General features: G+C 43.1%; 19 protein-coding genes. 7 read left to right on the top strand and 12 right to left on the bottom strand.

Going from position 1 to position 22,049, the window contains the following annotated elements; translation table 11 throughout:
• The first annotated feature begins 7 nt into the window (after positions 1-7).
• The 3 genes from ahbC to ahbD are packed head-to-tail and all read left to right on the top strand — an operon-like array spanning position 8 to position 3,289.
• A complete protein-coding gene (gene ahbC, locus VMW78_09345; protein HUV51208.1) occupies positions 8-1,183 on the top strand; it encodes a 12,18-didecarboxysiroheme deacetylase in 1,176 nt (391 codons plus the stop codon).
• Positions 1,184-1,200: 17 nt separating this feature from the next.
• A complete protein-coding gene (gene hemB / locus VMW78_09340; protein ID HUV51207.1) occupies positions 1,201-2,175 on the top strand; it encodes a porphobilinogen synthase in 975 nt (324 codons plus the stop codon).
• A gap of 13 nt (positions 2,176-2,188) precedes the next feature.
• Complete coding sequence (gene ahbD / locus VMW78_09335) at positions 2,189-3,289, top strand: heme b synthase (protein ID HUV51206.1); 1,101 nt, start codon at positions 2,189-2,191, stop codon at positions 3,287-3,289.
• Here ahbD and sppA read toward each other — a convergent pair.
• The 12 genes from sppA to VMW78_09275 all read right to left on the bottom strand — a co-directional run bounded on the left by sppA (position 3,286) and on the right by VMW78_09275 (position 17,618).
• Positions 3,286-4,194 (bottom strand): signal peptide peptidase SppA, encoded by a 909-nt coding sequence (gene sppA, locus VMW78_09330; protein HUV51205.1) that lies wholly within the window; start codon positions 4,192-4,194, stop codon positions 3,286-3,288. The two genes, ahbD and sppA, sit on opposite strands and share 4 nt — an antisense overlap.
• Positions 4,195-4,358: 164 nt before the next feature.
• A complete protein-coding gene (locus VMW78_09325) occupies positions 4,359-6,143 on the bottom strand; it encodes a 30S ribosomal protein S1 (GenBank protein ID HUV51204.1) in 1,785 nt (594 codons plus the stop codon).
• A gap of 170 nt (positions 6,144-6,313) precedes the next feature.
• A complete protein-coding gene (gene cmk / locus VMW78_09320) occupies positions 6,314-6,982 on the bottom strand; it encodes a (d)CMP kinase (protein ID HUV51203.1) in 669 nt (222 codons plus the stop codon).
• Positions 6,979-8,061, bottom strand: a complete 1,083-nt coding sequence (gene hisC, locus VMW78_09315) for a histidinol-phosphate transaminase (GenBank protein ID HUV51202.1) — start codon at positions 8,059-8,061, stop codon at positions 6,979-6,981. The genes cmk and hisC overlap by 4 nt, the downstream gene beginning before the upstream one ends.
• Positions 8,062-8,276: 215 nt before the next feature.
• Positions 8,277-8,462: a hypothetical protein gene (locus VMW78_09310; GenBank protein ID HUV51201.1), complete on the bottom strand. Its 186-nt coding sequence runs from the start codon at positions 8,460-8,462 to the stop codon at positions 8,277-8,279.
• A 131-nt stretch (positions 8,463-8,593) separates the two neighbouring features.
• Entirely contained in the window at positions 8,594-10,417 is a 1,824-nt protein-coding gene (gene typA / locus VMW78_09305) for a translational GTPase TypA (GenBank protein HUV51200.1), read from the bottom strand.
• A 475-nt stretch (positions 10,418-10,892) separates the two neighbouring features.
• On the bottom strand, positions 10,893-12,329 hold the full coding sequence (locus VMW78_09300) for a cobyrinate a,c-diamide synthase (GenBank protein ID HUV51199.1): 1,437 nt from the start codon (positions 12,327-12,329) through the stop codon (positions 10,893-10,895).
• A 270-nt stretch (positions 12,330-12,599) separates the two neighbouring features.
• Positions 12,600-12,851: a dissimilatory sulfite reductase D family protein gene (locus VMW78_09295; GenBank protein HUV51198.1), complete on the bottom strand. Its 252-nt coding sequence runs from the start codon at positions 12,849-12,851 to the stop codon at positions 12,600-12,602.
• Between the two features lie 89 nt (positions 12,852-12,940).
• The gene (gene dsrB / locus VMW78_09290; GenBank protein HUV51197.1) at positions 12,941-14,086 is read right to left on the bottom strand and encodes a dissimilatory-type sulfite reductase subunit beta; all 1,146 of its coding nucleotides are present in this window, start codon (positions 14,084-14,086) and stop codon (positions 12,941-12,943) included.
• Positions 14,087-14,099: 13 nt separating this feature from the next.
• Positions 14,100-15,413: a dissimilatory-type sulfite reductase subunit alpha gene (gene dsrA, locus VMW78_09285; GenBank protein HUV51196.1), complete on the bottom strand. Its 1,314-nt coding sequence runs from the start codon at positions 15,411-15,413 to the stop codon at positions 14,100-14,102.
• A gap of 315 nt (positions 15,414-15,728) precedes the next feature.
• On the bottom strand, positions 15,729-16,913 hold the full coding sequence (locus VMW78_09280) for a hypothetical protein (GenBank protein HUV51195.1): 1,185 nt from the start codon (positions 16,911-16,913) through the stop codon (positions 15,729-15,731).
• An 84-nt stretch (positions 16,914-16,997) separates the two neighbouring features.
• On the bottom strand, positions 16,998-17,618 hold the full coding sequence (locus VMW78_09275) for a tetratricopeptide repeat protein (protein HUV51194.1): 621 nt from the start codon (positions 17,616-17,618) through the stop codon (positions 16,998-17,000).
• Positions 17,619-17,943: 325 nt separating this feature from the next.
• On the opposite strand from VMW78_09275, the gene dapA reads away from it, so the two are divergent.
• The 4 genes from dapA to VMW78_09255 all read left to right on the top strand — a co-directional run.
• The gene (dapA, locus tag VMW78_09270; protein ID HUV51193.1) at positions 17,944-18,978 is read left to right on the top strand and encodes a 4-hydroxy-tetrahydrodipicolinate synthase; all 1,035 of its coding nucleotides are present in this window, start codon (positions 17,944-17,946) and stop codon (positions 18,976-18,978) included.
• Positions 18,979-19,017: 39 nt separating this feature from the next.
• On the top strand, positions 19,018-19,197 hold the full coding sequence (locus tag VMW78_09265) for a hypothetical protein (GenBank protein ID HUV51192.1): 180 nt from the start codon (positions 19,018-19,020) through the stop codon (positions 19,195-19,197).
• Positions 19,198-19,339: 142 nt separating this feature from the next.
• Entirely contained in the window at positions 19,340-21,091 is a 1,752-nt protein-coding gene (gene mutL / locus VMW78_09260; protein HUV51191.1) for a DNA mismatch repair endonuclease MutL, read from the top strand.
• Between the two features lie 120 nt (positions 21,092-21,211).
• Positions 21,212-22,049 (top strand): hypothetical protein (locus tag VMW78_09255; protein ID HUV51190.1); only part of this gene is annotated, 838 nt, incomplete at its 3' end.

Genomic DNA, 22,049 nt, shown 5'->3' with positions numbered 1-22,049 from the left:
AAATTTTATGATTGGAATATCAAAACTTTACTGCGGAACAGTTGAACCGTCGGACGCACTTCGTTATGGACGTATGTCGTCGAAATTACCTTCCCATCTCCTGCAATTTTCCAAGGATAAAAAACCGGTAGTTGTATGGAACATTACAAGGCGATGCAATTTAAAATGTGTGCACTGCTATGCGCACGCAAAGGATCTCTCCTTTAAGAACGAACTTTCCACAAAAGATGGGAAAATCCTGCTGGATGATCTTGCGCAATTCGGCGTGCCTGTAATCTTATTTTCAGGCGGAGAACCGACGATCAGAAAGGATCTGCCTGAGCTTGCAGCCTATGCTGTCAGCAAAGGGATGCGGGCCGTAATATCCACAAACGGAACTCTTATAACGCAGAAAATGGCGCGCATACTAAAGGATATCGGTCTTTCATACGTAGGCATCAGTATTGACGGAATGGAAGAGATTAACGACCGTTTTAGAGGAGTTAAAGGCGCTTTCAATGCGGCTTTAGAAGGAATTAAAAATTGTAAGGATGCTGGAATTAAGGTAGGGCTCCGTTTTACAATTAACAAGTTTAATGCAGATGAAATTCCAAGGATATTCAAGCTGCTTGAGGATATGGAGATTCCAAGGGCTTGCTTTTATCATCTGGTTTATGCGGGACGTGGAACAGATCTTATTAAAGATGATCTATCCCATGATGAAACTAGGTCAACTGTTGATTTAATAATGGATCTTACAAAAAAACTACATGACGGTGGAAAGCCAAAAGAAATATTAACCGTTGACAATCATGCTGATGGTCCATACCTGTATTTAAGGCTTCTTAAAGAAAATCCCAGGCGGGCCGAGGATGTCCTTGAACTTCTCAAAATGAATCAAGGAAACAGCTCAGGCATAGGAATCGGCTGTATCAGCTGGGATGGGAAAGTTCATGCCGATCAATTCTGGCGTCATCACAGTTTCGGAAATGTCAAGGATCGTCCTTTTTCAAAAATATGGACAGATACCTCGGAACCGCTTATGAAAAAGCTTAAAGAAAAGAAAAAACATGTAACAGGCAGATGCGCAACCTGCCGCTGGCTGGATATTTGCGCCGGAAATTTCAGGGTTCGCGCCGAAGCCACAGGCGATCTCTGGTCGCCTGATCCTGCATGCTATCTTAGAGATGAAGAAATCTCCTAAATAAAAAGGAATGACATATGATATTCCCTGAATACAGACCAAGACGTTTGCGGCAAAATGAGGCGTTTCGCCGAATGGTGCGCGAAACCGCCCTTTCAGTAGATGACCTTATCTTTCCGCTCTTTGTTATTGACGGCACAGGAGTTAAAAACCCCATACAATCAATGCCCGGTCATTATCAGTTGTCCATAGACAATCTGGTCAAAACCGCCGATACGGCATATAAGCTAGGCATACCTGCTATTATGCTTTTTGGAATCCCTGAAAGCAAAGACCCTCTTGCAACAAGCGCTTATGCAAAAAACGGAATCATCCAGAAAGCAATAAAAACGCTAAAAAACAAAATACCGGAGCTTGTTGTAATAACCGATGTCTGTCTCTGCCAATACACAGATCATGGTCACTGCGGCATTGTGAACGGTCAGGTAATAGATAATGATGCCACACTGGATCTTCTTGCCCGAACAGCCCTGTCCCATGCAAAGGCAGGAGCCGACATGGTGGCTCCTTCAGACATGATGGACGGCCGAGTTGCTGAAATCCGCGATATCCTGGATGAAAACAGTTTCAGCAATATCCCGATAATGTCATACTCAGCCAAGTATTGCTCGGCTTACTACGGGCCGTTTCGTCACGCAGCCGACTCAGCCCCTAAATTCGGGGATCGCAGAACATATCAGATGGATCCTGCAAATGCTATTGAAGCTATCAGGGAAGTTACAATGGATATTGAAGAAGGGGCGGATATAATAATGATAAAGCCGGCCCTTTCTTATCTGGATATTATCTGCCGCATTCGGGATGAAATTGATCTGCCTGTTGCCGCATATAGTGTCAGTGGCGAATATGCAATGATAAAGGCTGCCGATAAAATGGGATGGCTGGACGGCAAAAAAGTTATGATGGAGACACTCACATCAATAAAGAGAGCCGGTGCCGACATGATAGTGACCTATTTTGCCATTGAAGCTGCAGAGGAGCTGAATAGATAAAAAATAACTTATCATGACAAAAAAATTAAATCATACATCGATCCCAAAGCCTCATCAACACGCTGAAAACAAAGAGGCTGTTTTGCGTCTTGTCGCATGGGAAACTACGCGCAACTGCAACCTCTCCTGCAAGCACTGCCGCGCATCTGCAACTAAAGGCCCGTATACCGGAGAACTTGATACCCAGGCTTCTATCCGGCTTCTGGATCAAATAGCCTTGCTTGGGGAGCCGATAGTTATTCTTACCGGCGGAGAACCTCTTTTACGTCCCGATATATTTGAACTTGCAAGTTACGGTACGGATAAAGGGCTCAGGATGGTTATGGCCCCGAATGGAACCCTGGTAACAAAATCCAATGCAAAACAGATGGCCGATTCAGGCATTAAACGGGTAAGCATCAGCATAGACGGCGCTACAAAAGAAAGTCATGACAGCTTCAGGGGAGTAAACGGAGCATTTGAAGGATCTCTCAACGGCATAGAGCTGATCAAGGAAGCAGGGGTGGAGTTTCAGATAAACACCACTATTACAAAAACCAACCTTGACCAGATCGCCAGGATACAGGAGCTTGCCGTAAACCTTGGCGCGGTTGCCCACCATATTTTTCTTCTGGTTCCAACAGGCCGCGGCAAATATATTATAGATCAGGAAATAACCGCTAAAGAATATGAACACACCCTGAACTGGTTTTATGATCAAAGGGAGAAAACTCCTCTGCAACTGAAAGCCACATGCGCCCCCCATTATTACCGCATACTCAGGCAAAGGGCAAAAAAAGAGGGGAAGACAGTCACATTAAAAACTCACGGCCTGGATGCCGTTACCAGGGGGTGTCTTGGGGGTACAGGCTTTTGTTTTATTTCGCACAAAGGGATTGTGCAGCCGTGCGGTTTTCTCCAGCTTAATTGCGGAGATATTACAAAAACATCGTTTGCAGATATCTGGAAGAATTCAGAACCCTTTAAATTATTGCGTGATGCTAATAACTTGAAGGGCAAATGCGGAAAATGTGAATTCAAAAAGGTATGCGGAGGTTGCAGAGCAAGAGCTTATGAAGCAACCAACGACTTTCTGGCTGAAGAACCGCTTTGCAGTTACCAGCCGGGCATTTAATTTGAAGGGGAATAAAGATAGCCTGTATACAATGATGGATTAGATATCATGTTTGCAATCTCTTTAACGGATGACTCTGCAATAAACTTCAGGATGGAAAACTTCTTTTTCGGCGCATAAACAGCAGAAATTTTTTCCTTAATCCCGCCCATGCGGCCGGCCCATTCTATTGCGTCTTCGAGATTCCCAAGACGGTCAATCAGCCCAAGATTTTTTGCCTCCTCTCCGGTAAAAATACGTCCGTCGGCAAGCCCTTCCACTATAGATAAATCCATGCTTCTTCCATTAGCAATATCCACAATAAATTGTTTGTGAATCTGGTCGGATAAATTCTGGAGAATATTTTCTTCATCTTTTGTCATCTCACGAACCGGAGACCCGATATCCTTGTACAGGCCGCTTTTGACGACAACGGGAACCAGGCCTATTTTACGGAAAAGCTCCTGGAAATTTGCAAAACTCATGATAACGCCTATGCTGCCTGTTATAGTGCCTGGATTCGCAACAATGCCGTCAGCGCCTGCAGCCACATAATAACCCCCTGATGCGGCAACAGTGCCCATAGACGCTATAACCTTCTTTGTTTTGACTGTTTTTCTGATTTCTCTGAAAATTTCCTGCGCAGGACCGACAGCGCCGCCAGGAGAATCAATGCGAATTACTATAGCTTTGATGGAACTGTTTTCACGAAAATATTTAAGGCTATGAATTATATCCCTGGAAGAAGTAATATTTCCGGTCAACTCAACTATTCCAACCTTTTCTCCTCCTGGTTTTAAAAGATCGTCAAAATCAGCATCCATTGCAGCAAGCATAAAGACCAGAGATAAGCCGATAAAAGCCGTAACCATTATTGATGAAAAAATCAGAATAAAAAAAAGATATGGATGGCGCCTGGAAAACATGAAATTAATCCTGACAAATAAAATTAGTAAGCGTTCACGGAACGTTGGAATTAGAAATTGGAAAATTGGCCTTCATGCTTTTGTGCTGTTTTCGTAAACTCGTTTCATCTCTTTCCAATTTCAGGTTTCAAGCCGTGAACGGCTACTAAAATCGTTATACTTTACTACTTATTTAATTCATTCTGAAGATTTTCACGCAGGATATCTCCAAAGGTAGATGTCTTAGGACTCATATTATCAATATATTCACCTAAAAGTGCTTTGTCATCCTCGATATCAAGCTGCTTGATTGAAAGACCGATTCTTCTTTCCTCGCCGTTAATATTCATAACCTTTGCAGTTATGACATCTCCGATATTGAATTTTCCAACAGGAGTTTTTATTTTTTCAGCGCTGATCTCAGATACATGCACAAGACCTTCAATCCCTTCTTCCAATTCCACAAAAACCCCAAAATCGGTTATATTTGTAACCGTACCAGTAATCTCTTTTCCAACGTTATAGCGCTCTGCCACAGTTGTCCAGGGATCTGTTTCCAGCTGTTTGATCCCAAGAGAAAACCTTTCGTTTTCCTTTTCAATATCAAGAACTATAGCCTGAATTACATCCCCTTTATTATAAAGCTCGGACGGATGTTTTATCCGCTTGGTCCAGGAAATATCCGAGATGTGAACAAGGCCGTCGATTCCTTCATCTATGCCTATAAAAAGGCCAAAATCGGTTATATTTTTGACTTTTCCCTCAATGGTTGTCCCGATAGGATACTTTTCACTAATTACATTCCATGGATTTGGAACAACCTGTTTTATCCCGAGTGAAATACGTCTGTTCTCAGGTTTTATATCAAGCACTATAGCCTCAACATTATCTCCAATAGATACGACCTTGGAAGGATGGCGAATCTTTCTGGTCCATGACATCTCAGAAACATGAATCAGCCCCTCAATGCCCTCCTCTAATTCTATAAATGCGCCATAATCCGTCAGGCTGACAACCTTGCCGTTAATATGGGAACCAACCGGATATTTTTCTGTAACACTTGCCCAGGGGTCTTCGGTAAGTTGTCTCAGGCCTAATGAAACCCTTTCTTTTTCAAGATCAAAGCTCAATATCTTGACTGTTATCTTATCGCCGACTGAAAAAAGTTCCGAAGGATGTTTGACGCGCCCCCACGAAATGTCCGTAATATGCAGCAGACCATCAACACCGCCAAGATCAACGAATACACCATACTCGGTAATATTCTTTACAATACCTTCAACAACCTTGCCTTCATTCATGAATTCAAGAGTTGCAGATCTTTTAGATTCGCGTTGCAGTTCAAGAATAGCCCGTCTGGATAAAACTATATTGCTGCGCTTTCGATTATATTTTAAAATTTTAAATGCAAAAGTTTTCCCTACCATCTCGTCGAGATTTCGGATGGGACGCAAATCAGCCTGTGATCCCGGCAAAAAGGCCTGCACTCCGATATCTACGGAAAAGCCGCCCTTTACACGGGCTAAAATAACTCCTTCGATGGTTTCGTTCTTATCGAAAGAGTTCTTAATGTCATCCCATATTTTTACCTTTGCCGCCTTTTCTTTTGAAAGGACAACACGTTCTTCCTCTTCATCCCAGTATTCAACCATTACCTCAACATTGTCCCCTAAGGTGGCGTTAATATTACCGTGATCATCCTTAAATTCCTGAATCCGTATTTGCCCCTCTGATTTATAGCCGATGTCAACAAGCACATAATCCTTGTCAACCGCAATTATCTTGCCGACAACAAGTTCCCCTTCTTCGAAACGCTTAAAGCTTTCAGCGTACATATCCTCATAATTTTTCTCGCTGTCGCCGGAGCCTTGAACATCTTTTGGCAGCTTATCATCAACAGGCTGTTCCGTACCAGCCTGGTCCACCCAATCGTTTTTGTCTGTTGAATTGTTTTCTGTAAAATTATCCATTAACCAATATTCCCCCTTAACCTGTATTTAATGTCGCAACCAATAAGAGGTTGCGTAATTTTATTTTTATAACAGCTTAATATTAAAAAAACAACCTAATATTTATTTAAGCTGTTCCGGAACATATGCGCAAAAAAGCAGTTCTTGATATACCTCTGCCCCCTGAACACCTAACACATGCATTTGCCTATATATGAAAGCATAAGCTCGACCACTTCATCTGCGGAAAGATTGGTTGAATCCACTATTATAGCATCTTCAGCCGGTTTTAATGGGGACAGAGACCTGGTACTGTCATTTTTATCCCGTTGATTGATATCCTGTTCGATCTGTTCTATTGTCAGGGAGGTGTTTGATGACAATTCCTTATAACGTCTTAATGCCCTTGTTCTGGGGGATGCGTCTAAAAAAAATTTTATGTTGGCGGCTGGAAACACGACAGTGCCCATATCGCGCCCCTCAAACACAACGCCTTTTCCGGCCCCTATATCCCTTTGCAAATCCAGAAGATATCTCCTTATAACCGACCTTGCGGAAACAGCCGAGGCAAGCATCGAAATTTCAGGACTTCTTATTTGATCTGTGATGTCTTTATTATTTGAAAATAGACGTAGCCCTTGTTCCGCGAATATAAATTTCAAGTCCATAGACATGCATAAATTTTCAAGTCCAACATCGTCATCATGGCTCAATCCCTTGGATTTTGCTTCAAATGCAACCCCCCTGTAAAGAGCTCCTGTGTCAATGTATCTGTAGCCAAGCCTTTTTGCCAGGCTCCGGCTTACAGTGGTTTTACCCGCCCCTGCAGGGCCGTCTATTGTGATAAGGATCGGCTTCATAATACTTTTCCAAGCGCGTTAATAAAACGAACATTCTCATTATGAAGCCCTACATTAATTCTAATATAGTTAGGATAACCATAAGATGTCATGGACCTGATAATAACTCCCTGCCTGAGCATGTTTTCAAAAATCTCATCAGCATCTTTCTTAACATCGATCAGAAAAAAATTTGCCTGGGAAGGGAAATATTTAATTCCAATCTTTTCAAGGGAATCATATAAGAAATCTAAACCTTCTTGAACAAGAGCTACAGTCTTTTGCAAAAAATCTTTATCATCAAGAGCCGCAATAGCGGCTACCTGGGCCAGCGAATTTGCATTAAAGGGCAGCCTTATCCTGTTTATCAGATCCGCTATTTCCTGGGGCATTATTCCATAGCCGATTCTAAGCCCTGCCAGCCCGTATGCCTTGGAAAAGGTGCGAAGCGTAACTATTGCTGAATCTGTATTAAGATAATCAATGCTTCTCGCGCATTTTTTATCTTGAACAAATTCGATATATGCCTCGTCTACCACAACAACCACTTCGGGAATTTTCCCCAAAAAGGTTTCAAAATCGGTTTTTGAGAAAACGGTTCCAGTTGGATTATTGGGATTGCATAAAAAAATCATGCGGGTTTTGGGGGTAATTCTGCTTTGTATGCTGTTTAAGTCGATTGAAAGTGAATTCAACGGCACATATACAGGAATAGCTCCGACGCTACGGGCCATTATATCGTAGATAAGGAATGAAGGCCACGGCATAATCACCTCATCGCCGGCCTGAATTAATGCTCTGGTAAGCATGCCTATAATCTCATCAGAACCGTTTCCTAAAACAATATTTCCCTGTCTGATTCCCAGACTTTCAGAGATTTTTTTTGTTAAATCATAACCTCTGGCATCAGGATACCGATTAAGGTTTTCCATTGCTCCCTTAATAGCCTCAACCGCCTTGGGAGACGGCCCCAGAGGGTTTTCATTTGAAGCAAGTTTTATGGAATCACTAATGCCGTATTCCCTTTCAAGCTCTTTAAGAGGCTTGCCCGCAGAATACGGCTTTATTGATAGTATATAATCGGGGACCGATAAGTTCATAATTATAGAAAGTTCCTCTTTTGCCTGTAAAGCTAATATGATTTAGCCACTTTTTTCTGCCGCCCTTTTACCCTGTTCTATAGCCTCCATATTGAAACCTTTGGCTCAATATGGGTGATATTTCCAAATATCAGCCTGTTAAAATATTAAATATTATTTTCAATTTTTATTGATGTCAAGGTGTTTAAGGCAACTCAATTTTGCAAAGGTCTTTTCTACTTAACTATCTTGAGAATCTCCTTAAATCTTTCTCCCGCAGCCTTCTTTAATAATTCAAATAATACTGTTTCAGTACTTGTCAGCGCAGCCCCTGAATCTTTGATTCTCTCCAGACCGATCTTAAAATTCTCCCTGGTCCTTGAAGAAACAGCATCAGTAACAATCTGAATTTCATAGCGCAAATTCAATAAATCCTAAGGTTGTCGAACAGCATACTTTATCTTATGCATAACATCAGCCAATTTGCCCTGAACATCGATTATAATTAAAACAGTGTGTTTCGTATTAAGCATAGATCTCTCTTTTTGGCTTTTTATAATCCTCTTATTGCATGCCTTTGATGTGCGGAGAGGAAGTTTTTCCTGATGCGTATCGATTTAGGCGTAACCTCGACCATCTCATCGCTACCTATAAAATTTATTGCGCTCTCAAGCGTTAGAGGCCTTACAGGAGAAAGGATTATATGTTCATCCTTTCCTGAGGCGCGCATGTTAGAAAGCTTTTTCTCCTTGCAGGCGTTAACATTAATATCATTTTCCCTGTTGTGTTCTCCTATCACCATGCCTTCGTAAACAGGATTTCCAGGGACAATAAATATCCGCCCCCTTGGTTCAAGGTTAAAAAGGGCATAGGCCACCGCCTTTCCTTCTCTGTCTGCGACTATGGAACCGGTAACCCTTGATTTGAAATCGCCCCTGTATTCATCATAACCGGCAAAGATGGAATTCATGATCCCGGTGCCCCTGGTATCTGTCAAAAATTCATCCCTGTAACCTATAAGCGCCCTGGAAGGGGTATTGAATTCCATCCTGGTCCTTCCTTTTCCATCATTGACAAGATTGGTCAGCTTCCCTTTTCTTATGGAAAGTTTTTCCGTAACAATACCGATAAAATTTTCATCACAATCAATAAGGAGCTGTTCTATGGGTTCAAGTTTCTTGCTGTTTTCGTATTTATAGATTACTTCGGGACGGCCTACACAAAGTTCAAACCCTTCTCTTCTCATGGTTTCGATCAGGATAGCCATCTGGAATTCGCCTCTTCCCTTGACAAGAAAGCTCTCCCTGTCATCTGTTTCTTCAACCCTTATGGCCACATTCCTTAAGGTCTCCTTTACAAGGCGTTCGTATATCTTGCTCGATTGGACAAATTTCCCTTCCTTTCCGGTAAAGGGGGAATTGTTTATGGTAAATCTCATTGATATGGTAGGGTCATCGACCTTTATCCTTTTCAGGGCCTTTGATTCTTCCTTTGTACAGACAGTATCTCCGATTTTGACATTTTCTATTCCTGAAAGTATAACAATATCACCAGCTTCAACTTTTTCAACCTCTTTAAGATCCAGGCCGTTATATACTTTAAGTTTTGAGATTTTAAGTGGGACATGCTCGTTGTTTTCATTAATGCAGACAAGATTGTCGTTGAATTTTACCTGGCCGTTAGATATTCTGCCTATGGCAAGTCTTCCCAGATAGTCCGAATAATCAAGGTCAGATACCAGCATCTGAAAAGGTTCTCCGGAATTATAATAAGGAGCAGGGATATTCTTCAATATTATATCAAAAAGGAGGCCAAGATTTTCACCCTTATCATCTAATGACTCTTTGACAATTCTGTCTCGTCCTATGGCATAGAGCAAAGGGAATTCAAGCTGGTTTTCCGTGGCATCAAGGTCTATAAAGAGATCATATATTTCGTCCAGAACCTCATTGGGACGGGCGTCATTTCGATCGATCTTGTTTATTACCACTATAATTGTAAGTCCGGCGCTGAGGGCCTTTTTTAATACAAAACGGGTTTGGGGCAGGGGGCCTTCCGAAGCATCCACCAAAAGGAGCGCGCCATCCGTCATGGAAAGCGCCCTTTCCACCTCACCGCCAAAATCGGCATGGCCGGGAGTATCTATGATATTTATCTTTACCCCTTTCCAGACCACGGAACAGTTCTTGGCGGCAATAGTGATCCCTCTTTCGCGCTCCAGATCCATTCTGTCCATTATCCTTTCATCTACTTCCTGCCCGGTCCTGAACAATCCGCTTTCTTTTAACATGCCATCAACAAGCGTGGTCTTACCATGATCAACATGAGATATGATGGCGATATTCCTGATTTTTTCATTTCTTACAATACTACTCATTCATTTATTCCTTTTATTAAATGTTGGAAGTGTGCCTTAACTCAACAAAACATGCAGTCTGATCTCAAGAGCTTTGCAAAATATCCATATTGTTATTGCGAGCAAGACGAACCAATCTCTAAGGCATGGAAAAGAAAGGACATTCTTGGATCATAATCATGCAAAAAAGGTCAGGTATAATCAAAACGGCGTTTTCTGTGTTAAGAATATCCCTCTCTTTCCGGCTATTTGCAAGATAACGTACTATAATATATTCCAATATTTTCCTTTGTCAATCAATCCTGATGAACACCGTCCTTATATAGGGAAAAACAAGTGAGAATTAATGCTCCGCCGCCCCGCTGAAACGGGATCTCTGCTTTGCTCCGACAAGCTACGGGGAATGCGCTCGCTTTTGCGTTTCAAAATATTAGAGAAAGTATGAGCAGTGGATATTAGCAGAGCAGGAGCGTGGCGGAATCCGTGCTTTTAAACGTCAAGTTGTTTTTGATTTGTTTCTATAGGAAATAGCATTCTGAACCAGGGCATCGGCCCAGGAAGGTGTGCCCAACGCATGTATATGCGTATATGTTGCCAGCACATTTTTATAACAAACACCGTCTTTTTTATTAATAAAGCCTGCCCCCCTTTTCATGCAAAAAACCAGGTCATTGTCAGTCCCCATCCATTTTAAAACCCGGGAATAATGAAATTCATGTCCTCTGATTTCAGCGCCTACTTTAAAATAAGGGTTTTCCCTTTCCACTTTTATAATTGTATATCCATGCCCCTGAGGCTTTTTGGAAAATCCGAAAACAACCGGTAAAACATCTGCCATTGGATATGATTTTCCGTCAAGAACAAGCTCCTTTCCAAGATACATCAAACCACCGCATTCAGCATATATGGGAAGTCCATCTTCAGCCAATGATTTTAATTGGTGTTTGAACGCAACCTTTTCAGCCAGCTCTTTTGCATGGGTTTCAGGGAATCCGCCTCCAATATACATGGCATCTACAGGCGGAATTATGCTGTCGGAAAAAGGGCTGATAAATACAGCCTCGGCGCCTAATGAAACAAGAGCCTCAATATTTTCCGGATAGTAGAACTGGAATGCCGAATCCCTGACTATGCCGATCCTTGGCGCCGGCTGCCGAATGTCCCGCGGAACGCTGGACTGGTTGCTTGTTGCTGAATGTTGAATGATGGATGATTTGGCGGCTTGATCCGCGATTTTCTCTATCGCGGTCAGGTCAAGATAGGCAGATGCTGTTTGAGAAGCAGCGGCAATCGAATCTTTTGCCCACCCGTGTTCAGACATCGGCACGAGACCCATGTGGCGTTCCGGAAAATTCTGCTTGCCCAGGTTCGGTACAGCGCCTAATACAGGCACACCACAGTGCTGTTCTATGCTTTTGCGAATTATATTTTCATGTCTTGGCCCGGCAATACGGTTTAATATAACTCCGCTTATCTTAACATCAGGATCAAACTGCATGCAGCCGGAGACAACCGCAGCCATAGTTCTTGTGGTTTTTGTGCAGTCAATACACAAAATAACAGGAGCTTTAAGCAGCTTCGCGAGCTCGGCAGTGCTGGTGCTCCCCTCAACATCTAAGCCGTCATAAAGCCCTCTGTTGCCTTCTATAACCGCGATATCTCTGTTTATGGAATGTGAAAGAAATGAATTAAGGACTTGCTCTTCTTTTATCATGAAGGTGTCCAGATTATAGCAGGGTCTGTCCGCTGCCAGTGCGAGCCAGCCGGCATCAATATAATCAGGACCTTTTTTGAAAGGAGCCACTCTTTTCCCAAGATTAGTCCATGCGGCAATAATCCCGATCGACAGTATGGTTTTTCCCGCTCCTCCCCGCAAAGCCGCAATAATAATCCTGGGGATATCCATATATTTTAATTCGCAGACCCGCCTCATTATAATTACATTGACAGTAAAAGCACGTTTATAGGCACCTGATTATGAGACTTCGACAAATCCATACAAAGGCATTGCGGGCAGGTTACGCCTGCAACTGCGAGGCACAAGCGGGCAGGTAGATTTTTCTGCCTGTGCCTGAAAAAAAACGGCATAAGGCTAAACAGGCTTAGCAATAAAAAAAATAATGCAAAAAGCCTTAAGCCTTATGCCATACAATAAAATCTATTTTTTGTTGTACCTCAAAAGGTCAAATCAGCAATCGTTTGATTATTCGTCTTCTTCGGTAGAATGTTGCTTTCCGAGACCTTTAAGCCCTATCAGCGTAGTGCTTCCGCTTGACCAGTACTCAAGAAGCTCTTCCCTGACCATCTGGTTTACAATCTTCTTTACGTCTCTCATATTTTCATCAGGGAACATCTTATAGAAATCTTTCAGATAAAATTTTGTTTTATCTTTTTTTTTCGTAAGTGTTTCTATAATAGTATCTTTTGCTGTTTGTTCATCTATTGATAAGCCCATTATTATGCCTCTTATATTTTATTAATTAAGCCGGAGCGCATAAGTCTTATGCGCCATGCGCCCCAGCTTATTGTTTTTACTTTACACAGTTAGAACTTGAATTGAGTTGTATGACGCCATGTGTAATATGCAGCGTCACGGAAATCATCAATAAGATGATGTGTAAAATTAAGTTCACATTTATCAAAGAATCTTTCCCATCCAATTCTTGCTGCCCAGTCACCAAGACGTTCGTATTTATTGGCATCCTTTGAGTATGCCTCAACCATTTTCTTTATTGTCTTAGTCATGGTCGGCCAGCGCGGCTGTTCGTTCGGGATAAAGGCCACAACTACCTTGGAAAACTTAGGCATGCTGATCCTGTTGGATATCTTGCCGCCGGCCATAAGTACGATTCCGTCACCTTCCGTGTCTGCAAGCGGCATGGAAGGACACATTGTGTAGCAGTTTCCGCAGTACATGCATTTTTCTGCCTGCACGGAAACAGTTTTCAGTTCCTTGCCCCCTATATTGATTTTGGTCGGTTTAATAGCAGCTGTTGGACACGCGGCAATGGCCAGAGGAACTTCGCACATCTTGTCCAGATATTCATGATCGACCATAGGCGGTTTGCGGTGATATCCAAGAATTGCAATATCAGAGCAGTGAACAGCGCCGCACATGTTCAGACAACAGGCCATGGAAACGCGAAGCTTTGCAGGCAGCCTCATGTTTTGGAAATCATTAAAAATCTCATCCATGGTCGCCTTTACAGTACCTGATGCATCAGTGGCAGGTGTGTGACAGTGGACCCAGCCCTGGGTATGCACAATATTTGTAATTCCAGCGCCTGTGCCGCCGATCGGGAACTTGTTGCTCCCTGCAGCAAACTTTCTGCTTGCAAGATCCTTCTTCAGAGGCTCTACCTTGTCTTTGCTGTCCACCATGAATTCGATATTGTTTCTGGTGGTAAATCTTAAATATCCGCCACAATGCTTATCTGCTATTTCACATGCTTCGCGAAGAAGACTTATGCTCATGAGACGAGCCGCGCCAACCCTTACAGTGAAAACTTTGTCGCCTGTTTCCGAAACATGGACCAGAACACCCGGTGCCAGAATCTCATGATATTGCCACTTACCCTTGTTTTTTGCAATAACCGGAGGGTAAAAATTATCATATTTTTTTGGACCGATATCGGTTATTCTGTTTTCCATCGGTTTGTCAGGATTATAGCCTGAAGATATAAATGCCATGATTATTCCCCTCCTATCTCTTATGATATTTTCTAAATTCATTGATGTCACGCGTAAATCCGCCCGGAACCTCTTCTTCTTTCCAGAAGACGTACGGGTTAGACCGCGGTTCCACAACATGCTGGGGAAGTGCTTTTAAATCGCATTTGTCAAGCATCATCTGCAAACCATTACGCTTGATCAGCTCACCGACACGCTCTCGGTTCTTTCCCTCTTCCATCCAGTAATCCCAAACCTTCTCAATCAACCCCTTGATTTCATCGTAAGGCTCTTCTACCTTCATAAAAGGAACAAGAAGAGTGGCAATCTGTGGGCCATCGAGAATTGGAGCTTTAGCGCCACAAAGGATAGAAATGCCCTTGTCTAAACCTACCCTCAAGGCTTTTGGCATAACATTGATGCAGTGCATACATCTGGTGCATTCACGGTTGTTTATCGCAAGCTTTCCACCTTCATACCGCATGCAGCCTGTTGGGCAAAGGTCGACAACCTCTTTCTGGATATCAAACGCGCCCCAGTCACGGCCCGCATGAGCGCCGGCGTTAGGCGGAACCTCTCCGCCCACATACGCTTTGACCACTTTCTGATCAATGCGGATATCATCACGCCATGTTCCGATAAAGGCCAGATCTGATCTTGCAATAGATGCCACGCAGCAGTTGGGGCATCCGTCAAACTTGAATTTAAATTTATAGGGAAAAGCAGGGCGATGGAGCTCATCCTGATATTCCATTGTCATATGGTGACAAAGCTCTTGAGTATCGTAACACGCGTATTCACAGCGAGACGTGCCGAGACAGCAGGAAGGGGTCCGCAGATTTCCGCCTGAACCGCCCAGATCCGTGCCCATATTATGGGTCAGATCAAAAAAGATCTCTTCCAATTGAGGCGTTGTAGTTCCGATAAGAACGATATCTCCGGTTGCTCCGTGCATGTTGGTCATACCGCTGCCGCGCAGTTCCCAAATATTCATGAGATCATTTAAGAATTTTGTTGTATAGTATTTGCCTGAAGGCTGGTTTACACGAACTGTGTGAAAATGTGCAACACCGGGGAACATTTCCGGCTGGTCGCAATATCTTCCTATAACACCACCGCCATAGCCAAATACACCTACGATTCCGCCGTGTTTCCAGTGGGTCCTGCCGTGCTTGTAGGAGAGTTCAAGGACGCCAAGAAGATCATCACAAACATCCACCGGAACCTGGTAGTCTATGCCTTTCTCATTCTTTGCCCTTGATTCAGCTTCCCACTTAATATCGGACACAAAACTTGGCCATGGTCCGGATTCAAGCTGGTCGATCAAAGGGGTTTTATGTTTTGCCATTGTTTATTACCTCCATTGTTTTGAAAATTAGCCGTTTTGACTACAAAGACATCTAAACTTACCCTTTCGGGCTTTTCCGGTCACCTCCTCTCACTTTCCAGTTATATTTTTTTCAATTTTATCTTGGCAAATTAATGCTACATTAATAGTACATTAATAATATATTATATCTCGAAATTCATAAAGTTAATCTTGTTTTTTGTCAATAAAAAAAGACCGGCTTCATAAGGTTATGAACAATAAAATATTCATTTCCGGTTCCAGCACTTTATCTTGAGGATTGACCGGCAAAATGTTCCATATATTGTGTGCTGATTATAACTGCCTGTTTATGGCATCAAAAAGAACCTCTGAATGCTTCTTTATATTCTGTTTTATCACAGGGATCTCCGGCGCTAATGGATTGTATGAATTAATAACAGCTAAAGATAAATCATATAAATCCTTCTCAGTGCAGGATGATAACAGGTAATCATGGAAATAAACATCAAGAAAATCAGAGGACAAACCGGTTGAATCTTTCCGGCGCAAACCCTGGAAAAAACCTTCCAGGGTTCCTTGAACAGCAATGTCATCAGACCACACAATATCACCTACTCCATTTAGCCTGTCGAGCCGCATCCTGATTGAAAGGTTTAATAAAAATAACAGCATCGCCTCCAGTACCATTTCAGCATCCCTGTCTGTATCTTCATGCTTTTCTTTTTTCGCAAACATGGGCGCATATTGCCTGACTGTTATAAGCTTTAGTGCGGCCCTGTTATTTTGCAGCCTTATAACAAAGTCTCCGGCAGCATGATGCCATGGAAATATCTGTTCAAAGGTTTCAATATTATAATAACCGGTCAGGATCATGGCTGCCTGTCTGTAAAGTTCCAGGGTATTATCAGGAGAAAGAAAATAGTTGCCCCTCTCAGAATCCCAGATCAATATTTTGTATTTATTATCCGTTCTGTCACGGGAAATATGGAATTCGTTAAAGCCGTCAAGCCATTCGCCCAGGAACATGCTGATCATATGCCCGTTTTTTTTTACACGGGCTTTCCCGTAGCTATAAACCTCTGGAATATATGAAAATGAAAAATCATTACTCAGTCTTTTAAGGCAGCTGTATTCTCTTTCGATACAATCTGTGCCCGCAGCGGATATTGCAACATTTACAACGAATTTATAACTATGTTTATTCAAAACAGCTTCAACCATGGACGGATGATAAAATTCCCCGTGTTTTACCAGGCAAACCCGGATTTCTTTGATTTCTTCAGGGATTGTATGACGATTTATGCTTTTAGAAAGGGCGGAAATTAGAATTTCAAATTTGTTTTGTTCCAGAAATGACCGAACTGCGCTAAAGTAGTCTCCATAGGTGACAGAAATGCCGGTTGCTTTCTGTGGCTGTTTTCTTGTTGTTGGGAGGGGAATAGACCATATTTCACTGTTTTTTTGCACTGAATTTTTTGTATCAGACAGGAAATAGTTAAATTGCGGTTTATTGGGCATTGGTTACTCGTTGCTGGTCAAGCATTTCTCTGCTCGACTACTCAACTGCTCGACCAATTATGGATCGGGTCGGAGCCAGGTTCATTAACGGTGCTTTTCCAGCTCGTTCAAAATTTCCGGGGCTACTTCATAACCAAGGTCAATTGCCCTGTCACAGTGCTCAATGGCCTTGTCATACCGGCCATTTTCGATATATGCTATTGCCAGATTGTTGTGTGAAACCGCAAAAGAGGGTTCCAGCTCCAGGGCCTTCAGGCTGGTTGCAATGCTTTCTTCAACCAGGCCCTTCATTAAATAAGCATTTGCCAGAGTAGCATAAGCCTGCAGGAATTTGGAATTATATAGAATGGCCTTTTGAAGCGATTTAATGGCTTCATCAACATTTCCCATCTGTAAATGCACAAAACCTATATTCCCATGACCCTCAGGAAATCCGGCCCTTGCTTTGATCGCCTGCTTGTTATATAAAAGGCAGCCATCAAGATCGCCTCGACGCAGACAAAGCCCTCCAAGCTGCACATAGGCTTCAGCAAGATTTGAGCTGCAATCAAGAGCAGCACAAAGTTCCTTTTCAGCCTCATCATATTTTCCCTGACCCAACAAAGCGACAGCAAGGTTGTAATGTGATGTTCCACACTCAGGGTTTGAGGCTATAGCAGCCTGTTGCCAGGCGATATATTCTTCCGCGTTTTTTGCTGTTGGCATAATAGTATCCTTATAAATAAAGCAGGGTAATAAATTTCTACTGATTCGGTCCGATCTTTATGTTGAGATAATTTCATGGGTAGTATGGCGTCATTTTATTGTCAAGAAAAATCAAGACGACCGTAGAGACACGCCTTTATTCGCAACCCGATTTTGGGGAGAAGAAGCAGGGAGAAGTTGCTTGACAGTAATTAAAATTCTTAATATAAAAATCATGGTAACAGTTCAGCCACTAAGGCCTGTAAATAGTCAAGTAGTCAACCACTCGACCAATTTCCCACTCGACCACTTAACTAATATCATATTAATTTCAGGGGAGGGTATTATGTTTAAAGGATGTTTTACAGCGCTTGTTACACCATTTAATGATAAGACTGTTGATTATGAAGGCATGAGACAACTTGTGGATTTCCAGATAAAAAACGGAATAACCGGGATTCTGGCTGTCGGAACTACAGGTGAAAGCCCGACTTTGACATGGGATGAACATAACAAGGTTATTGAAGATGTGGCGAAAAAAACACGGGGAAAATGTATCTGCATAGCTGGAACCGGAAGCAATAATACAGCGGAGACACTTGAATCATCAAGGCATGCTGTTGATGCCGGGGTTGAAGCTTTATTGCTTGTAGATCCATATTATAATGGGCCAAGCTCTCTTGAAATACGGCGAGAATATGTCGCGCCTGTTGCCAGAGCCTTCCCTGACGTGCAGATTATCCCTTATGTAATTCCCGGCAGGACCGGCGCGCAGTTACTCCCGGAAGATATTGCAATTCTTAACAGGGATTTTGATAATGTCAACATGGTAAAAGAGGCTACCGGAAACATTCAAAACATGAAACACACAAGAGCCTGTTGCGGAGCGGATTTTACCGTATTTTCCGGTGATGACGGACTGACATTTGAAATGATGACAGACCCGGAAATAATGGCATCGGGCGTCATCTCTGTTGCTTCAAATGTTGCTCCAGGACCTGTTACTGAAATGGTCAGACTGCTTGCGCAGGGGAATCAGGCTGAAGCCAAAAAGATATTATCCGCCCTTGAACCTCTTTTCGGGCTTGTAACAATTAAAACCATAGAGACAACACCTTATGGAGAGGTTGTATGCAGGGCAAGGAATCCGCTGGGCATCAAGACCCTTATGGCGGTTCTTGGCATGCCTTCCGGAGGGTGCAGGCAGCCATTGGGTAAAATGACAAAAAATGGACTGGGAAAGGTATTGGAAGCGGCCCGGAAAGTGCAATCTGATAATCCGGAAATATTTAAACCTGTATCCGATTTTTTTGCTGTTGATATAACTGACCGTTTAAACAGCCTTTCAAGAATAGAAGAGCTTTGTTATCAGGAATATTAACGGCCTTGTAAAAAATCGTCAACAAAAGGAATTTAGTCTATGACTGTTCAACCAAAAGGCGAAGATTTGAGAAAGGCGGTAAAGTGGGTTTCAGAAAAACGGAAGCATGAGCATGTAAAGGATTTAAAGAAGCTTGTGGCTGATGCCGGTCATAAATTCAACCTGTCTCCCAAGGATGCGGAATTTTTATCCCGCTTTGTTGTTGAAAATCCAGTATAATCGCGAACTATTTACCACAGAGCACTCAGAGGCCACAGAGAAATTAGGGTATAAAATATTGTCATTCTACCACGAAGACCACGAAGAATAAAAAAATCGATCTTAATAACCTTCGTGTGCTTCGTGGTTTATCATTATTACCATGCCAAAGATAAGAATACTTCCCGAGAACCTTTCCAATAAGATAGCTGCGGGCGAGGTTGTGGAGCGGCCATGTTCGGTTGTCAAGGAGCTTGTTGAGAACGCTCTTGATGCACAGGCCGGCCGCATCATAATCGAAGTCGAAAACGGTGGGAAATCCCTGATACGCGTGTCGGATAACGGCATGGGAATGAACGGAGATGACGCCCTTCTTGCCCTGGAGCGGTATGCAACCAGCAAGATATATAAGGACAGCGATCTGTTTTCCATTAAGACTCTTGGTTTCAGGGGGGAGGCTCTTCCAAGCATTGCTTCTGTTTCCGGATTTTCTCTTGTTACAAAGGATGAGGCATCTAAAACCGCTGCTGAAATAATCGTTGAAGGCGGCAGAATTAAAAAGGTCTCTCAAACAGGGGCTCCCCAAGGCACAATGGTAACCGTCAGCCGGCTTTTTTATAACATTCCGGCCAGGCGCAAGTTCTTAAAAAGCGCCTCCACGGAGATGGGCCATATTGCCGATACTATTTCAAGTATTGCGCTGGGAAACCCGAACGCCGGATTCAGGCTTGAGCATAACCGGAAAATTGTAAAGAACTGGCTTCCGGCATCTGATCCGTTTGACAGGGTAATGGATGTTACGGGAAACAGCCTGAAAAGCGATTTTTGCAAGCTTGAATTTAATGAAAAATTTGTTTCAATTGCAGGCTGGATATTATCTCCGAAAATTTTTCGCAGCACCTCCCGCGGCATCTATATATATGTGAATAACAGGTTTGTGCGTGACAGGGTCATTCAGCATGCCCTGCTTGAAGGATACAGGCAAAGATTGATGAAAGGGCGGTTTCCCGCGGCTGTTCTTTTTGTTAATGTTCCTTTTGAGCAGGTGGATGTAAATGTTCACCCCGCAAAACAGGAGGTAAGGTTTGCCAGGCAGAAGGATGTCCATGAAGCTGTAAAAGATGCTGTGTCAAAGGCGCTTTGTCAATTTGAAACACATAAATGGGTTGAAAAGGATAAATGGAAACCAGCTGAAACGCGTAATAATTTTTCTGTTTCAGAGCCTGCCGCTGCTTATACAAGGTCTGAACGCAGATCATTTATTTCCGGCCAGGGCCATGCGCCAGAGACCGAGCCGTTTCCTGAAATCCAGGACCCGCTCTGGGATAAAAAGACCTGTTTCGCGGATTTACAGGTAATAGGCCGGTTTTATAATACATATATTGTCTGCGAGTCGGAACATGAGCTTGTGCTTATTGATCAGCATGCAGCACATGAACGGGTTGTTTATGAGCAAATGAAAACCCGGTATAAAGGCTCAAAAGGGCCTGACCAGAGCCTGCTTATTCCTGAAACAGTTGATCTCGGCTACAGGGAGGCAGAGATACTTGAAAAGATGATTCCGGAGTTTTTCAGGTTTGGGTTTGAAATAGAGCGGTTCGGAGGCGACACCTTCGCGATAAAGTCTGCGCCGGCCATCCTTTCAGGCAGGGAGATAAGGCCGCTTATTATCGAGATGGTGGAGAAAATCGCAAAAACAGGTTTTGGGCCGGACCTGGAAAAGGGGATTGACAACTGTCTGATTACAATGGCCTGTCACGGGGCGATCAGGGCGAACCAGGCCCTTACAGACGCGGAGATAAAGAGGCTTCTCGACCAGCTCGACCAATGCGAGAACCCATCCAACTGCCCGCACGGCCGGCCCACGTGGATAAAGTGGAGCAAGGGAGAGGTCGAGAGGATGTTTGGAAGGTAGATGTTATTATGTCTTAAGGGGTCTTAAGTGTCAGGTGTTAAGGGGCTTTGAACCGCAGAACCGCAAAACAAGGAACTGCATAATGTCGAAGTGTATTAATATGCTCAGGAAATTATGTTAATGAGTAATAATGAGACGCAAAAATCCCCCTTTTTTACCTTACGCCGAGAAGGCGCGGTCTGCCTGTTTCTTGTCATAGCTGTACTTGCTGTTTACTGGCAGGTCGGCAGCCATGAATTTGTTAACTACGATGACAAAAAATATATCACAGAGAATCAACATGTTCAGGCAGGGCTGACTTTAAAGAGCATTGCCTGGGCTTTTACATCCACAGATGCCAGCAACTGGCATCCATTAACCTGGCTGTCTCACATGCTGGATTGTCAGCTTTTTGGATTAAAACCCGGTGGTCATCATTTCACCAGTGTATTTTTTCATATCTTAAATGCCATCCTGCTTTTTCTGGTTTTTAAGAAAATGACAGGGGCTTTCTGGAAAAGCGCCTTTGTCGCGGCGCTTTTTGCTCTTCATCCCCTTCATGTGGAGTCGGTTGCCTGGGTAGCGGAACGCAAGGATGTTTTAAGTACATTTTTCTGGATGCTGACTATGGGAAGTTACGTCTGGTATGTTGAGCATCCTGGGACAAACAGATATTTGCTGGTTCTTTTGTTCTTTGCTCTTGGTCTTATGGCCAAGCCCATGCTGATAACCCTGCCTTTTGTGCTGCTTCTTTTGGATTACTGGCCTCTTGGCCGATTTAATTATCAGTGGTCATCTGCGCTCCAACTTATACGGGAGAAAATCCCCTTATTTGTTCTTGCGGCAGCATCAAGTGTTGTGACCTTGTTTGCCCAGCAAAGAGCTGTAGGTTCTTTGGAGGCATTTCCAATAACTGTTCGGATTTCCAATGCCCTGGTTTCATATATAAGCTACATCGCAAAGATGATTTTGCCGCATA

The sequence above is a fragment of the Anaerolineae bacterium genome (assembly GCA_035529315.1).
In the GTDB taxonomy this organism is placed as follows: Bacteria; Desulfobacterota; Desulfobacteria; order Desulfobacterales; family ETH-SRB1; genus Desulfaltia.
The sequence above is the reverse complement of the archived record's forward strand: the minus strand, read 5'-3'. Positions and strand labels throughout refer to the sequence as shown.